Origin of the sequence: Erwinia tasmaniensis Et1/99, from assembly GCF_000026185.1 — a bacterium.
Lineage (GTDB): Bacteria > Pseudomonadota > Gammaproteobacteria > Enterobacterales > Enterobacteriaceae > Erwinia > Erwinia tasmaniensis.
Window position 1 is genome coordinate 3,756,505 of the sequence record NC_010694.1, and the last position, 16,479, is coordinate 3,772,983.

A 16,479-nucleotide genomic window follows, 5' to 3' on the forward strand; every position below is an offset into this window, starting at 1 on the left:
GAGGAGATCATCATGACTATTTATATCGCTAACGCGCCCTGTAGCTGGGGGGTAGATGATCCGAAAAACCCGTATCTGCCCCCTTATGAAAAAGTGCTTAAAGAGGCGGCACAGGCCGGCTACAAAAGCATCGAGCTTGGCCCGTGGAGCTACCTGCCAACCGATCCGACGCTGCTTACCAGCCAACTCAATCAGTATGGCCTGTCGCTGGTGGCCGGTACGCTTTTCGATGATCTGGTGAGCGAGGCCAATTTCCCGGCCATGCTTGAATTAACGCACAACATTTGTCGCAACCTGGCTAAAGTGCCTACGGCGGCCAATGCCCACGCTGCTCACTTACAGACGCCTTATCTGGTGATTATCGATTTTGGTCACCCCGGGCGTGCCCGTCTCGCGGGTCAGTATCATCAGGCTGAGCGCCTGTCGGACGATGACTGGCAGCGCATGATGCGGCACATCACGGAAATCAGCCGTATTGCGCAGGAGCAATACGGCGTACGCCCGGTGATCCACCCACATGCCGGCGGCTGTATCGAATATGCCGATGAAATTGAGCGGCTGGTTCAGGATATTCCGCACAGCGTGGCGGGCCTGTGTCTCGATACCGGACATCTCTACTATTCAGCGATGGACCCTGTCGTCTGGCTCGGTCGTTACTTTGAACGTATCGACTACATCCACTTCAAGGATGTCAACGAGGCGGTATTCCGCGACGTTATCGCTCGCAGGCTGGACTTTTTTACCGCCTGTGCGGAAGGCGTGATGTGCCCCATCGGCAAAGGCGCTATCGACTATCCGGCGATACGTGTTTTGTTAGCCGAGCGTCATTACCAGGGCTGGGTAACCATTGAACAGGAGCGTGACCCGCGCGATGCCGGGGGCAGCCTGCACGACGTCACCGAAAGTCTGCGTTACCTCAAATCCATTGGATTTTAATCAAGGAGTCACCCGATGATTAACGGCATCAAACCTCTCGATCGCTCACTGCGCTGGGGCATGGTGGGCGGCGGCGGCACCAGCCAGATAGGCTATATCCATCGTTCAGCCGCGCTGCGTGATAATACCTTTACGCTGCTGGCAGGTGCGTTTGATATCGACGCGGAGCGCGGTCGTGCGTTTGGCACGAGTCTGGGCGTCGATAGCCATCGCTGCTATGCGGACTATGAGACGCTGTTCCGTCAGGAAGCGGAGCGCGCAGACGGCATTGAGGCGGTCTCGATCGCCACGCCGAACAATACCCACTTTGCCATCTGCAAAGCCGCGCTGGAATATGGCCTGCACGTGGTGTGCGAGAAACCCCTGTGCTTCACCACCGCCGAGGCAGAAGCGCTGGCAGAACTCAGCCAGAAACAGAACAAAATTGTTGGCCTGACCTACGGTTACTCCGGCTTTCAGCTGATCCAGCAGGCGCGCAGTATGATCGCCGAAGGGCTGTTGGGCGATATTCGCATCGTGAATATGTCGTTTTCGCACGGTTTTCATAACGAAGCGGTTGAGCTGGATAATCCGAGCACGCGCTGGCGCGTTGACCCGAAGTTTGTCGGGCCAAGTTATGTATTGGGTGACCTGGCGACCCATCCGCTATTTCTGGCAGAAACCCTGCTTCCGGCGCTGAAAATCAAGCGCCTGATGTGCTCACGCCAGAGTTTTGTGAAAACCCGTGCGCCGCTGGAAGATAATGCCTTTGTGCTGATGGAGTACGATAATGGCGCGGTCGGCTCGCTGTGGTGCTCAGCGGTAAACAGCGGATCGATGCACGGCCAGAGGATCCGGGCGATCGGTTCTAAAGCCAGCATTGAGTGGTGGGATGAACAGCCAAACCAGCTACGCTATGAAGTTCAGGGCGAACCGGTACGCATCCTGGAGCGCGGCATGAGCTACCTGGCACCGCATGTGCTGGAAGAAGATCGTATCAGCGGTGGCCATGCGGAAGGGCTGTTTGAGGCCTGGTCAAACCTGTATCGCCGTTTTGCCATCGCGATGGATGCCACCGATCGCGGCGATAAAGCGCTGCTGGCTCGCTTCTGGTATCCGGACGTTCACGCTGGCGTAGCGGGCGTACGGTGGGTTGAACGCTGCGTCGAGTCGGCGGATGCGGGCGCAATATGGGTAGACTTCGCCAGTTAGATCGCGTTAATCACCGGGGCGTTCGCCTGTGCTCGCCCTCTTTTTTTGCCATCAGATCCAGACGCCCATCGGCAGACTTTCCGCTCACGTTATTTTCACCGCAACGACGCCATTATTTTCTATATTTGTGCCGCTCCCGAAGCATAATGTCGTATCACTTCTTCGGAGTAGGATGCAGATGCCCTTTTCTAACGGTTTTTTACTTAGCCTGTCCCTGTGCCTGGACATTGGGGTTGCCAATATCGCCATGATCACGCTGGCGATGCAGCGTGGCTATATGCACGGTTTCTGGCTGGGGATCGGCACCTGCGTTGGCGATCTGATCTACGCGATCCTTGCTATGGCCGGCATGGCGGTGCTGTTACAGTTCGCCAGCGTGCGCTGGGTTTTATGGATTGGCGGCTCGATGATGCTGCTGTGGTTTGCCTGGAAAATGGTGCAGAGCGCGCTGCGCCCCTCAACCGAACTGAGCATGGGTGATATCGGCCAGCGGCTGAGTCGGCGGCAGAACTTCCTGCGCGGCATTTTACTTGCCGTCTCCTCACCGACCGCCATCCTGTGGTTTGCGGCAGTTGGCGGCGCATTGATTGCGCGCATGGGCAATAACAGCACGGCGGCGTCAGGGTGGTTTTTGGCAGGGTTCTTCCTGGCGGGCGTAAGCTGGACGGCTATTCTGTGCGCGTCGGCCAGCATCGGCGGACGGATGCTGGGGTCAAAAATGCTGCGCGGCTCGTATATCGTTTCGGCGCTGATTTTCTGTTACTTCGCCGCCTACGTGATTATTTCCGGCTACCGCGAGTTTATCGGCTGACGGGGGTAGAAGCGAATACGGCGAGCCGCCTGTCATTTGACGTCAGCGATAAAGGATTATCGCGTACGCCACTTTCGCTCCGCTACGGGCTGAAAAGCCAGAGAATTAGCCCAGCAGCCCGAGGTGTTCAACCAGGATACTGCTGCCGATACCAATCAGTACCACGCCGCCAAAGATTTCTGCCCATTTACCCATCACCGGGCCGAGGAAGCGACCAAGCAGGATACCCATGGTCGCCATAATCATGGTCGATGCGCCGATCGCCAGCGCGGTAGTCACAATATTGACCTGCAAAAACGCGAGGCCAACGCCCACCGCCATCGCATCAAGGCTGGTTGCTACCGCAGTACAGGCAAGCAGCCAGAATCCGTGGCGACTGGGTGCATCTTCGAGACTGCACTCTTTCTTGCGTATCCCTTCAACGATCATACGCGCACCGAGAATAAACAGCAGGCCAAACGCCACCCAGTGATCCCACGCCATCACGTACTGGCTGGCGGCAATACCGATAGCCCAGCCAACAAGCGGCGTCAGTGCTTCAATCACACCAAAAATAAGGCCGGTGCGCAGGGCTTCTTTCAAAGTCGGGCGGCGCAGGCTGGCACCTTTACAGATCGCGGCGGCAAAAGCGTCCATCGACATAGCAAAAGCCAGAATCAGGGTTGCGTATAGGTTCATTGTATTTATCCCGGTCTGAGACTCCGGGTACGCTCCAATCGTTAAAATGTTGGCTTATGTTGCTATTTTAGCCACAGGCCAGCTCAAGTGAAGGGCATCCTATCATGCGTTAACGAATAAAAAAAGACAGTAAAATCATGGATTTGAGTATAGCCTCGGCTATACTTTTTAACGAATGCTATTTCTGACATTGATTCTAAGGCGGAAACTCTAAAAGAATTACCGTGTTACACAAAGTGCGGGGATAAACATCCCTGATGTATCTGGGGAATAATTCACCGGGTTGAGCGGCCGGTTCTTATCTCTTTTTTTGCCCGGCGCGGATGGGCGCTGCCATGGGGGAAAAAATGGGAGGCGATCTGAAGTCTGGCGCCGTGCCCACGAGTGGCCTGGCCGTTTAATCGTTGAACCCCAGGCAGGATTGGCTGAAAATAGCGACATCAAAACAATACGGAACCGCGATGAAAAACCCTTTTGACACTTTCCTTATGCCCATGAGCACCCTGCTGCTCGGCTTTCTTTCCGCGCTGCTGCTGCCCGCGCCCTGGTTCGGCCTGGCGCTAACGCGTCAGCTGGTGGAGGTTTTCCATCTGGAGGATATCGGCCAGCTGTATACGCTGGTGTTCTGCCTGTGGTTTTTGGTGCTTGGCGCGCTGGAGTATTACGCGATCCGCTTTATCTGGCTGCGGTTTGTCGATCCCCGTTAACAACAAGGCGCCAGCAAAAGCCGGCGCCCGCAAAAAATAGCAGAATGATGTTAACTGACACCCTGTCGTGCCGGTTCACGCCCTGCCATCTGTTTAGCCGCTAAACACCATGGCCACACCGCCGGCAAAGATGAGTAGCCCGACGAAAAACAGCACGATCGCGGTCACCGCATTATCTTGTTTCATTATCTGTTCTCCTTAGAACCACTGGCCGAAACGGCGCATATAAAGACGTTTTACGCCCTGGGTCACCAGGCAGTAGCCGAGCAGCGTTGCCAGCAGCCACGGGAAGTAGCTCCACGGCAGCGGCACCAGGCCAACGGCATGACCCAGCGGCGAGAACGGGATAAGAATACCCAACGCCATCACTAACCCGGTCATCAGCATCACCGGCAACGCGGCACGGCTCTGGATAAACGGAATTTTCTGGGTACGCAGCATATGCACCACCAGCGTCTGCGACAGCAGCCCTTCAACAAACCAACCGGACTGGAATAACGCCTGTGATTCCACGCTGTTGGCGGCAAAAACGTGCCACATCAGCCAGAACGTGGTGATGTCGAAAATGGACGATGTCGGGCCGACGCACAGCATAAAACGGCCAATATTTTTCGCGTTCCACTTACGCGGCTTACGCAGAAATTCTTTATCCATTTTGTCCCACGGCAGCGCCAGCTGGGAAAGGTCGTACATCAGGTTCTGCAACAGAAGATGGATCGCCATCATCGGCAGGAACGGAATAAATGCGCTGGCCACCAGCACCGAAAAGACGTTGCCAAAGTTGGAGCTGGCGGTCATGTTCAGGTATTTGATGATATTTCCGAAGGTTTCACGGCCCTGAATCACCCCCTGTTCCAGCACCAGCAGGCTTTTCTCCAGTAAAATGATATCCGCCGACTCTTTGGCGATATCGGTAGCGCTATCGACAGAGATACCGATATCGGCCGCGCGCAGCGCTGGCGCATCGTTGATACCGTCACCCAGAAAGCCCACGGTGTGACCGTTGCTTTGCAGCATCTGTAACACGCGGGTTTTCTGCTGCGGGCTGAGGCGGCAAAATAGCGTTCTTTGCTCGACCAGCCGCGCCAGCTCCGCATCATCGAGGCGCGAAATCTCGCTACCGCACAGAGGTTCACCCGGATCCAGCCCAACGTCACGGCAGACTTTCGCGGTGACAATCGCGTTATCGCCGGTTAACACTTTGACCGTGACGCCGTTTTCATGCAGGGCAGCAATCGCTTCCGCGGCGCTCTCTTTCGGGGGATCGAGGAACGTCAATATGCCGCTGATGACCAGCTCACGTTCATCTCCGGCACTAAGCAGCTCTGTAGGCGAGTGCTTACTCATCTGGCGAGAGGCGATGAGCAGCACGCGGAACCCCTGACGGTTGTAGCTTTCCGCCAGCTGCTTCACATGCTGGCGAGCCGCATCGTCCAGCGGGCGTACTTCTCCCGCATCCATCCAGTAGGCCGATACCGCCAGCATTTCATCCACGGCCCCTTTGCAGATCAGGGTTTGCTGATCCTTATCAGCCACCAGTACCGACAGACGACGACGCTCAAAATCAAACGGCAGCTCATCCACTTTGCGATAACGCCACAGTTCACCGATCGCCGCACTGCCCTGGCTGAAGGCGAGGATGGCTTTATCCATCAGATTTTTCACCCCGGTCTGATGGCGACTGTTGAGCCAGGCATGTTGCAATACGTGTTCATCGCTGTGGCCGTGCAGATTGAGATGCTGCGCAAGAATGATCCGATCCTGAGTCAGAGTGCCGGTTTTATCGCTGCACAGCACGTCCATCGCGCCAAAGTTCTGGATGGCATTCAGTCGCTTAACCACGACTTTGCGCTTAGACAGCGCGATAGCCCCCTTCGCCAGGTTAGAGCTGACAATCATTGGCAGCATTTCCGGCGTCAGGCCAACGGCCACCGCCAGGGCAAACATCAGCGCATCGCTCCAGTCGCCCTTAATGTAGCCGTTTAACAGCAGCACAACCGGCACCATCACCAACATAAAGCGGATCAGTAGCCAGCTCACGCTGTTGACGCCTCTGTCAAAAGAGGTTTGTGGGCGATCGCCTAGCAATGAGTGGGCCAACGAGCCAAACCAGGTATCGTTACCCGTAGCCACCACTACCGCAGTAGCCGTTCCGCTGGCGACATTGGTTCCCATCAGGCAGATACCGGGCTGGCTTAACAGCGCCTGTTCATCAAGCGGTGCCTCCAGCGTTTCGCGATGCGGCCGGCTGGAGGTGTCATATTTTTCGACAGGCAACGCTTCACCGCTCAAGGCCGCCTGGCTGACGAATAGATCGCGGGAAGTGAGCAGCCGCACGTCAGCGGGGATCATATCCCCGGCTGACAGCACAACGATATCGCCCGGCACCACTTCGGCAAGCGGCACCTCAATGTTTACCGCCTCACGGTCGGCATGGCTCCGGCGAACAACGGTCGCCGTGGTGCGAACCAGGGATTTCAGCGCCTCGGCCGATTTATTGGTGCGGTACTCCTGCCAGAAACGCAGCAGCCCGCTTAGACCGATCATCACCAGCAGAATAATCGCTTTGGTCAGGTCAGTCTCCTCACCCTGATGCCGCGGCAGCAAATAGTCGGTGAAGAAGCTGATGGCGGCCAGCACGATCAGTATCCAGATAAACGGGTTGTTGAAAGCCCGCAACATTTGCAACCACGCGGCAGGTGCCCGTTCGCTGGCTACCTGGTTTGATCCATACTGCTGCAACCGTTCGGCGGCATCTTCATAGGTCAGTCCCTGGCATTGGGTATTCAGGCGAGCAAGGGTATTGTCCAGGCTCTGTGTCGCTGCGCTGGCAATAGCCAGATCGCGTGCCTTTTTCAGGTTGGCTTTATGCATTTTCATGTGCCAGTTCCTTGAATTAAGTGTTTTTTACGCGCAGGCGTCGCACGCCTGCCAAAGAGGATTTTCAAAACTATTCAGAGGGAAGACGGAGCTGACAGGGTTAAATAACCCGGGGGGCTATTCCAAATAACGGAGCGGCAGCAGAGTGGCAGGTGTGCGCATCCCCCGGCGCTGGTTGTCAGTAACTGGGGATGAGTACACGGCCATTAATCGCTGCGGCTGTCGGTATCGAGAACAGAGCGCCGCCTCTCTCCGGACGGAGGTTCTTTCATCATGTGCTCCTTATCGCGTGGTTAAACCGCTACCGCTGGTGCTATCCGCCAGTGCACCGCACTGACGCTTTTTTCCAGGCTGATGCGGCAGACAATGTTTTCTATTTCGCGCTGTGCGGCGGGGAAAGCCATCACCTCCGCGCTCACTTCAAGATGCCCCGGCCGGGCAATGTCGGCGCTATAAAGCGACTGCAGGCGCAGCGCCATGCCGTTGAGCGCCTGCAAAATCAGGGTACGCACCAACACTTCATCTTCGCTACCGCAGACGATCTGAATACGGTAGCGCTGTTCCGTTTCACTGTCTGCGGCTCGGGGCTGCATATTGATACGTTGAGCCGCCTCACGCAGCAGGATGTTGGCGCAAAGTAATACCAGCGTAGCCAGCGTGGCGTTAGCAAACTGCCCAAGACCGCAAAGCACGCCAACCGCGGCGGAACACCATAGCGTGGCGGCGGTATTCAGCCCGGAGACATTCAGCCCCTGGCGCATAATCACCCCTGCGCCGAGAAAACCGATGCCGGAAACAATCTGCGCCGCAATGCGGCCAGGGCTGTCTGGCGACGTGCTGGCGGAGCTAAGAATAAAAATTGCCGCGCCGGTCGCGACCAGGGCATTGGTACGCAGCCCGGCCATACGCTGACGCCACTGACGTTCAGCACCGATAATCGCCCCGAGCGTCACCGCCAGGGCCAGATGCAGGATAAAAGGAGTCCATGCCATTCTCATTGTCCTCATTGTCGTCTCACGACGGGAATTCAGATGCGCAGACGCGCACCACCGGGTTAAAGCGTGCGTGAGCAGCCCGGAGGAAAGAGATGATGACGTTGTGGTGTGATAATGATATGACGCATAAGCAATCCCATTCTGGCCAGGGCCAGGACGTTCAGATATCTAAATTCGGGATGCGACAGCTCAGAAGAGATGAAACATAGCCCGCCGTGTTACGGCAGGCTCACAAATGGCGTGCGCCTGCCTGTTATAACGCTTGAGTTACAGGGTGACTGTCCAATTGTGGGCTCCATTTGAGAAAGTGGCCGAATTCTAGCCCCGTGGGCAAAGGTTGTAAACATTGATCATAGTCACTTTCGTAAACCGTTTATCAACGCGGAGAGAGTAGTCTCATTTCTTCCCGCCTGAAGAAAATGCCCTTGATCAGCCAAAAATCGCGCTGTTAGGTTAATTATACCGCGCAAAGTGGCCTATACCGCCGTCGACCCACTTTTATTTAGCCCTTTTGCAGTGATTCAAGCCAGAAAAGCGCGTTTTAACGCTGCCATATAGGTACAAATAAGACGTATTGAAGATTATCCTCTTGTTGACCAGCACGAGCGGCAGACGCGGGCCCGCATACCATTGAATGCAGCCTGCCCAATGCGTAAGATTCTGTGTTCATCGTTTACAAATAGATAAGAATATATATATGTCAGCCTCCATCGCACCCTCTATCGACGCCGAAGCCCCCCCCGTCAACTCACGTGGTAAAGTGATGGTCGCCTCACTGGTCGGAACGGCTATTGAGTTCTTCGACTTCTATATTTACGCCACCGCAGCTGTCATCGTCTTTCCCCATATTTTCTTCCCACAGGGGGATACCACCGTTGCCACGCTCCAGTCGCTGGCCACTTTCGCCATTGCCTTTGTCGCGCGCCCGATTGGCTCCGCCCTGTTTGGCCACTTCGGCGATCGTGCCGGCCGCAAAGTGACGCTGGTTGCCTCACTGCTGACGATGGGGATCTCAACCGTTGTTATCGGCCTGCTGCCGGGTTACGACAGCATCGGCGTGTTCGCCCCGCTGCTGCTGGCGCTGGCACGTTTCGGTCAGGGGCTCGGCCTCGGTGGCGAGTGGGGAGGCGCAGCCCTGCTGGCGACCGAAAACGCCCCGGCGAAAAAGCGTGCGCTGTACGGATCGTTCCCGCAGCTCGGTGCGCCTATCGGCTTTTTCTTTGCCAATGGCACCTTCCTGCTGCTCTCCTGGCTGCTAAGCGAAGAACAGTTTATGAACTGGGGATGGCGCGTGCCGTTTATTCTTTCTGCCGTGCTGGTACTGATTGGCCTGTACGTGCGCGTGTCGCTGCATGAATCGCCGGTCTTCGCCAAAGTACAAAAAGAGAAAAAGCAGGTAAAAGTCCCGATTGGCACCCTGCTCAGCAAGCATCTTGGCACCACCATTATCGGCACGTTTATTATGCTGGCGACCTATACGCTGTTCTACATCATGACAGTGTATTCAATGACCTACGGAACAACCCCGATACCAAATGGCTTAGGGATCCCGCGTAATACCTTCCTGTGGATGCTGATGCTGGCGGTAATCGGGTTTGGCGTGATGGTGCCGATTGCCGGGCTGCTGGCGGACCGTTTTGGTCGCCGCAGGACGATGATTGTGATTACGCTGCTGATCATCGCTTTCGCGCTGATTTTCCCGTCAATGCTGGGTTCCGGTAATCAGGGGCTGATTATGGCCTTTTTGTTGTGCGGTCTGAGCATCATGGGATTGACCTTCGGCCCTATGGGCGCGCTGCTTCCGGAGCTTTTCCCTACCGAGGTACGGTATACCGGGGCATCGTTCTCCTACAACCTGTCGTCTATTCTCGGCGCGTCCGTCGCCCCCTACATTGCCACCTGGTTAGCGCACACTTACGGGCTGTTCTACGTGGGAATCTACCTGACGGCGATGGCGTGTCTGACGCTGGTGGCGCTCATCTTGTGTAAAGAGACGCGCCACGCGTCGCTGTTTGAGTAGCTAAAGGGCAGGCGGAAAAGGGTCGTCCATGACCCTTTCCGTTCGCTTTACCCCTTATCAAGCCGGGCTTATTTCGCTTTCATCTGTTGCAATACGCGGGTGCACTGATTCTCGTCATTATCGCTGGGTGAGACCAACGCCAGTAACGCGGCGGCCGGAGCCACCACCGTACCCAGTGCTAAGGCGGCGGCACCACGGGCCAGCAGCGAACCGGTTTTCACCCCGGCATCCGGGTTTTTAAAGGTGCCCCGCACGTAGAGCGGTGAACGCAGGGTAATAATCCTGATGCCCTTACTCTGCGGATTAATCGAGAGATCCAGACGTTCATTCGCAAAGTTGGTGCTACCGGTGACATTGATAATCGCGTTCTCGGTATCAAACACCAGCAGACGCGACGAGGCTACCCCTTGCTTCATCTGCAAATCGACGGCGGCGCAGTTGATTTTCACTTCGTCATCGCCAAACAGTTTACCCACCACAAAGTTACCGACGTTAAGACCAACGATCTCCATCAGGCTGCGGCTGATAAGGCCATCGTTCATCAGCAGTTTTAGATCGCCATTGCTGGTAGCAAGCAGGTCAGCCACCGAGTTGCCACGCCCATTCAGGCTGGCATCTCCGTTTATCTGACCCAGCGCGCTGCGCATGGCGGCCACGTCGGGGAACAGTTGACGCAGCTTGAGATGGCGCGCATGCAGATCGACTCTTCCCAGCATCGGCGACCGGTCGCCCTGTAAGCGCACGGTGGCATTCAGGCTACCGCCTGCAATGTCAAAACGCAGCGGATCGAGCAGCAGATTGCCATTATTAAGGACCAAATGCGTCGAAAGGTCGCTAATCGGTAGCGAACTGCCGTGCTCAATGCGCTTGCCGCGAAAGCGCACATCAGCATCCATCGCCTGCCAACTTTGCGTGTCGAATGTGTCATGCGGCAGCACGCGCCCGGCAGGTTGCATGGACTTTTCGCCACGCTGCGCTTTGGCCCGTGCCGTCTTCGCGCTGTCTTTACCGGAGTTAACGCCGATCAGTGGCCCAAGATCGGCCATGCGCAGCTGAAGCGACTCCAACGAGCCTTCCAGCTTAGGCCGGCGGTCGCCCTGAGCGTAAGCGAGCGAGCCACGAATGTCGCTGTCGCCAATATGGCCGTTAAAGTTTTTATAATGGAATACGGCTCCGCCCGGCTGCTGAAAACGCGCCGTCAGATGGCCGTCAGTTTCATAAGGCGGCGTATCCGGCAGCAGCACGCCCGTCAGTCCGTAAAGATTAGCCAGGGTGTCGCCGGAGAAGCGCAAACGGAGATCCATCCCGCCCAGATCCATCGGGTCCTGCACGGTGCCCGCCACGCGCACGCGGGTGGTGCCATTGCGCACGTCGGCCGCAACCGGGAATGGCGTGTTCTGGCTGCGCAGTGACAGCATGCCGCCAATTTTGCCTTCGCCGGTCAGTTTTTCATTATTGTAGGTGCCGCTGGCCCGCCAGCCGAACACAAAGTCGGCCGCACCTTTTTGCTTATCATCGCCGCCAGCCAGCTGGGCATAAGGCACCGGCTTACCCAGCGGGTCGACCACGACCTGCACATCGGCCTTATTGATGGCATCACGGTAGCTGATAGTGCCCCGATCAAAGGCGACGTTGTCGAGACGAAAAGACCATGCGGAGGGAGCCTGACTGGCCTTTTCGCCATCGCTGTCCGCCAGGTCAAACGTCCAGTTGTTTTTTCCATCGGCGTTCTGCACCAGCTTAACCTGTAGCTGTTGCAGTTTGATCCACGGCAGATAAATTTGCTGGCTCAACAGCGCCAGCGGGGAAATCGTGGCGTCTATCCGCTCAAGATGGATCATGGTGACATCGGGTACGTTGGGCGGATTACCCAACATGATGTCTTCCGCATGCACCTGGGGCCAGGGCACCCAGCCGCGCCAGCCGGGTTCGGTGCGGTTACGCTGCCAGTTCACGCCGAGATCGCCACGGATAGCAAACGGGCGGTTGATCTCTGTCGACACTTTCCGATTGAGGGTAGGTTTCAGGCGATTCCAGTCAAACCACGCGACCACCGCCACAATGACGACCACCAGTAATAAAAAAATCCCGCCAATACTGCCTATAACTTTTCCCGTACGCGACATGCGTGCTTCTCCTGATAGCTATCTGTCTCAGGTCAAAGCATAGTCGAGCCGTCTACACATGCCATCAGATGAAGTGCTTTGGCAGAATATCCAGCTGGTCAAACGGCACGGGGCGAGAAAATAAATAGCCCTGGGCAGCACAGGCGGAGGAGCGGCGCACCTGCTCCCACTCTTCATGGGTTTCGACGCCTTCAACGATCACCCCTTTACAGTAACGATTGATCAGCACCAGCAGCACATCAAACAGATTGCGCCCCTCTTCGCTGGCGCGCAGCATAATAAACAGTTCTCGCGCCAGCTTGATGTAGTCATACTTCATTTCGGTCAGGGCCGAGAAATTCGCCATACCCGATCCGAAATCGTCAAGCCACAGGGGAACGGGTTCAGACATTTGCGTCACAATCAGCTCCTGTGGCACCAAATGATGTTCCACCAGTTCAAAACGCACCCACGGACAGCGCGCGATCAGCTGGCGCACCCTGTTATTATGCCGAATGGCTAACAGGGTCGAGCCGTCGATATTGATCGAGGCAACCAGTTTCTCACCGATAAACTTTCTTTCCCATCTAACCAGCAATTCCAGCTGCTCGGCGATAATGTTCAGGCGCTGCGAGATCTCAATTTTGGCAAAATACAGCTCCGGCGACACGTTCTGGCCCGGGGCGGACGGATGGAACACCGCGGTGAGCAACTCAATTGCCATCAGGCTTCCGTTCACCCGATAAATCGGCTGGAAGTGATAGGAGCGCTGACACTGCTGCCAGTATCCACGTTCTCTTAGCAGACCTTGTTCGACAATTGCGGAAGGAAGCCGGTGGCTGAGGCTATTCAGCACCATTAATATGACCCTATATCTGTGAGACCGCCTTCATATGGCACCCCCTGTAGCAAGTATCGGCAACGTCTTAAAGAACTTTATCCATCATATCGTCACCTTCATCCCACTCATGGTAATGAAGCCGCGCACTTTTCAATCGGCAAAACAGGCAGCCTTTAGGGTGCTTCATCCCTCATCCGAAATAAATTAGCGCCGTGAATGCCAATAAATACCGATGTTCAATAATCTTGCGGATTTATTCCGCGCGCGCTGGCGGCGAATGGATGCTGAAGCGCGGTTGCGATAGCAGCCAGCAATCGCGCTGCGCATCCAGCATCGCCCCACGCGCCGCGCCGCGTTCGGGGAGCGTCCACGCCGTCTGCCGAATCGCCTGCTGATAACGATCGCTACCCAGCTGATTATCCGCCTGTGACAACAGCGGGATCAGGCGTACCCCGATAGGGTCTAAGCTACGCCACGGCCAGCGCTGACGGCCATCGCTAAACGGCACCATAAAATCTAGCGCCTTCAGCAGCGTAACCTGTTGCGTGGTGCGATAGTGCCAAAGATCTTCGCCTACGCCGTGCCGTGCCAGCCCGGCCAGCGCGGTGAGCGCCTGCAGATTAAACCAGCTGTAGTGGAAGGAGCGGGTGCGGGCCAGCTCCTTCGGCTGGCTGCCATCAGCGGCAAACTGACTATTCATGCGCCCTGTTGCCTGCTGCACCATCTGCTTAATCACCTGCGGTCGTTGCAGATACCAGGCAATCCCTGCCACCTGTACGTTGTACCAGCTGCCGTGATTGTTTTCCGCCCGCGCCTCACTACGTCCCTGCCGACTGTTGAGCAGCCAGTACAGATAGTCGTTCATCCACCGCTGCATCTGCTTTTCGTCTTCGGCACGCCAGCCGGGAGCTAGCCGCAGCATGATCAGCGAGTCGACGATACGCGTGGCAAAATACCGCCCGTCGAGCACCCCGGAGCGCCGGGCGGATGCCCTGCCCGGTATCATCTGGGCGAAAGTCAGGTTGGGATCCATGCGCGTGCTCGGGGAGATAAACCAGCGGCGAATAAGCGCTATCGCGCGGCGGGCGTAACGTTCATCGTCGGAAAAATACCAGGCCAGCGTCAACGTCTGCACGCGGGCGGTAAATTCGGCCAGGCGCACGCCGTCGCTGTCGCCATTTTTACTCGCCGGATTGACCTCACCATCGCGTCGCAGCCACGGCAGTCCGTCCGGGGCAAGATTATCCGGCCACCAGTAGGCGCTAAGGCTGTAGTAGTCGTGCTGAGATCCCCCCGGCGGCGTCAGTTTTTTATCGGTGACGCTAAGCAACGGCAGAGTCAGATCGCGGTCGGCCTGTACCCGTAACCGACGCCAGGCGGCAACGGTCAGATCGGGCGCCTGCTGCTGTTGCAGCAACCGCTTGTTCAGCGCCAGCTCGTGGCGATGAAGAAAAGCATATTCCTGTGCGCCCAACGCCAGGCTGAAAAAGCCCGTCAGTAGCAGCAGAACGATGCGGCAAAGAACAGACTGCATGGCGATCCCCCGGCAATATCCCTGCCATAAAGCATAGCGTTTGCAGGCCGTCACGACGGGCATCATGCACGGGCACGATCCGGTATTTAACTGGAATGGAGAAGATTATCCGGCGCAATCAGGGGAGCCGCCGCCGGCTGCCCCTGTATAGTAAAGACTTAAGGTGCGGGGGTGGCGTTCTCGCCGGCTGCGGCTTCTGAAGAGGCAACGGGGGCCATAATCTTCTGAAAACCTTCCTGCAACGCGTTAATGTTGGTTTCCGCTTCGCCCTGAGGCTGCATCAGCACCATAGTCATATCCTGCGTCAGCTGCTGGCGTAGCTCCTGATTAAGCATATCCAGCGTCAGGCCAGACAGAAACTTCTGGCGCAGCGTCTGATACTGTTCAGGGGCGATATCCACGACCGCATTCTGCTGTGAACGCAGACGCTGGTTCATCAGCACGCCGGTATCGGTACGCGCATAGGTCGCAAACAGTTTGCTCAGCTCGGCGTTTTTCTGCGCCATCAGCGCATTAAACTCCGTCTGCGTCAGGCCCTTATCGCGCACGGAAACCATCTCTTTTGCTACCAGCTCAAGATTGCTGGTCAACGCCCCGTTGTCGGAATCCATATTGATGGCGCACTGGGCGCGTTGATACAGCACTCGACAGTCGAAGCCAACCTGGATGCCCGGCGTTTTTTTATCGCTCAGCGCGCGCTGCACATGCCAGAACAGCGCTTCACGCGCCAGATCGCTCTGCCAGTAGCGCAGCAGGCTGGACGATTCGCGAATGGGTGGCCACGGATTATCCCATACCAGGGACAGACGATCCTGGCCGAGGGCGTTGTTAACCAGACTCACCGGCTGTTGCAGCAAAGGAGAAAGGGTTGGCATCACGGCGGGCTGTTCACGTTTGCCGTGCAGCGGAGAGAACGTTTTATTGATTTGCTCCGTCAGGCTGCGGCTGTCGACATTACCCACCACAAACAGCGTCATGGCATCCGGCGTGTACCACTGCTTATAAAAGGCATTGAGCTGTGCAAGATCGACGGGCTGCTTCACGACCGCAGCGGGGTCGTGCGCCAGCATGGACGAGCCTTTCAGGCGATAGCGCCACCAGACATCCTGCGGATTACCCGGCCATGTCGCGATGGGATCGTCAGCATGAATCGCCGTATTCACGACCTGCTGATTAATGGACATATCGCCTGCCGTTGCCGCCAGCCAGTTCAGGGCTTCTTTGAGCACGTCCGGGCGGTTATTGGGCAGGCTGAGGTTATACAGCGTGTAATCGTACGAGATGATAACCGGTGGCTGTGTGTGCTGCGGATCGATGCTCTGCTGCCAGAGCGCGCGCTGCTGGGTGGGGTCAAGCTTTGCATTATGAACCAGCGCAAGGCGCGGTAAAAGATGGCTATAACCTTCCTGTTGGGTGCTTTCCACCATCGAGCCGGTATTGACCATCAGGCGGATCTCAACACGGTCACTTGGCCGTTGAGGTGTAGCCAGCAGCTGCCAGCTGAAACCGTTTTCCAGCTTTCCTTGTTGCCAGGCGGGGTCGGGTTGCAGCGTTTCCGCCTGCACTAAACTGGCTGCTGCCAGCAGTATCCCCCCAACCAAAAGACGAATTCTGGTGTCCTGCATGTGAACCCCTACTTGATCACTAACTCAATAAATAACGGGTGAGCTACGGCCTGCTGCTATCGCGCAATGATATATACCCGCTTTGTTACCTGTAACTCACATTATTTTGGGTACAAATCAGGAAAGCCGCTTTTTTTAAGGAACAGCTTCTTAGAC

Annotated in this window: 12 protein-coding genes; 5 read left to right on the top strand and 7 right to left on the bottom strand. The window is 56.5% G+C overall.

Annotated features, from left to right (window positions below; genetic code table 11):
- Nucleotides 1–12: 12 nt before the first annotated feature.
- The 3 genes from ETA_RS18060 (at nucleotide 13) to ETA_RS18070 (ending at nucleotide 2,938) form a co-directional block, all read left to right on the top strand.
- Nucleotides 13–936 (top strand): TIM barrel protein, encoded by a 924-nt coding sequence (locus ETA_RS18060; protein WP_012443043.1) that lies wholly within the window; start codon nucleotides 13–15, stop codon nucleotides 934–936.
- Between the two features lie 15 nt (nucleotides 937–951).
- Nucleotides 952–2,127, top strand: a complete 1,176-nt coding sequence (locus tag ETA_RS18065; protein WP_012443044.1) for a Gfo/Idh/MocA family protein — start codon at nucleotides 952–954, stop codon at nucleotides 2,125–2,127.
- A 178-nt stretch (nucleotides 2,128–2,305) separates the two neighbouring features.
- Nucleotides 2,306–2,938 (top strand): LysE family translocator, encoded by a 633-nt coding sequence (locus tag ETA_RS18070; protein ID WP_012443045.1) that lies wholly within the window; start codon nucleotides 2,306–2,308, stop codon nucleotides 2,936–2,938.
- A 105-nt stretch (nucleotides 2,939–3,043) separates the two neighbouring features.
- Here ETA_RS18070 and mntP read toward each other — a convergent pair whose 3' ends face one another.
- Entirely contained in the window at nucleotides 3,044–3,616 is a 573-nt protein-coding gene (gene mntP / locus ETA_RS18075) for a manganese efflux pump MntP (RefSeq protein ID WP_012443046.1), read from the bottom strand.
- Nucleotides 3,617–4,077: 461 nt separating this feature from the next.
- On the opposite strand from mntP, the gene ETA_RS18080 reads away from it, so the two are divergent.
- Nucleotides 4,078–4,323: a DUF1158 family protein gene (locus ETA_RS18080; protein WP_012443047.1), complete on the top strand. Its 246-nt coding sequence runs from the start codon at nucleotides 4,078–4,080 to the stop codon at nucleotides 4,321–4,323.
- A gap of 198 nt (nucleotides 4,324–4,521) precedes the next feature.
- Here the strand turns inward: ETA_RS18080 and mgtA are convergent, their stop codons facing one another.
- Both mgtA and ETA_RS18090 read right to left on the bottom strand, forming a co-directional pair.
- Nucleotides 4,522–7,203, bottom strand: a complete 2,682-nt coding sequence (mgtA, locus tag ETA_RS18085; protein WP_012443048.1) for a magnesium-translocating P-type ATPase — start codon at nucleotides 7,201–7,203, stop codon at nucleotides 4,522–4,524.
- Between the two features lie 293 nt (nucleotides 7,204–7,496).
- Entirely contained in the window at nucleotides 7,497–8,195 is a 699-nt protein-coding gene (locus ETA_RS18090; protein WP_012443049.1) for an MgtC family protein, read from the bottom strand.
- 700 nt (nucleotides 8,196–8,895) lie between these two features.
- Between ETA_RS18090 and ETA_RS18095 the strand changes: the two genes are divergently transcribed.
- Entirely contained in the window at nucleotides 8,896–10,218 is a 1,323-nt protein-coding gene (locus tag ETA_RS18095; protein ID WP_012443050.1) for an MFS transporter, read from the top strand.
- Nucleotides 10,219–10,286: 68 nt separating this feature from the next.
- Here the strand turns inward: ETA_RS18095 and ETA_RS18100 are convergent, their stop codons facing one another.
- The 4 genes from ETA_RS18100 to ETA_RS18115 form a co-directional block, all read right to left on the bottom strand.
- Entirely contained in the window at nucleotides 10,287–12,344 is a 2,058-nt protein-coding gene (locus ETA_RS18100; protein WP_012443051.1) for an AsmA family protein, read from the bottom strand.
- A gap of 64 nt (nucleotides 12,345–12,408) precedes the next feature.
- Nucleotides 12,409–13,182 carry a cyclic-guanylate-specific phosphodiesterase gene (gene pdeH, locus ETA_RS18105; protein WP_012443052.1) on the bottom strand — a complete coding sequence of 258 codons (774 nt, stop codon included), beginning with the start codon at nucleotides 13,180–13,182 and terminating at the stop codon, nucleotides 12,409–12,411.
- A gap of 235 nt (nucleotides 13,183–13,417) precedes the next feature.
- Nucleotides 13,418–14,698: an alginate lyase family protein gene (locus tag ETA_RS18110; RefSeq protein WP_012443053.1), complete on the bottom strand. Its 1,281-nt coding sequence runs from the start codon at nucleotides 14,696–14,698 to the stop codon at nucleotides 13,418–13,420.
- A 158-nt stretch (nucleotides 14,699–14,856) separates the two neighbouring features.
- A complete protein-coding gene (locus ETA_RS18115) occupies nucleotides 14,857–16,323 on the bottom strand; it encodes a M16 family metallopeptidase (protein WP_012443054.1) in 1,467 nt (488 codons plus the stop codon).
- Between the last annotated feature and the right edge of the window lie 156 nt (nucleotides 16,324–16,479).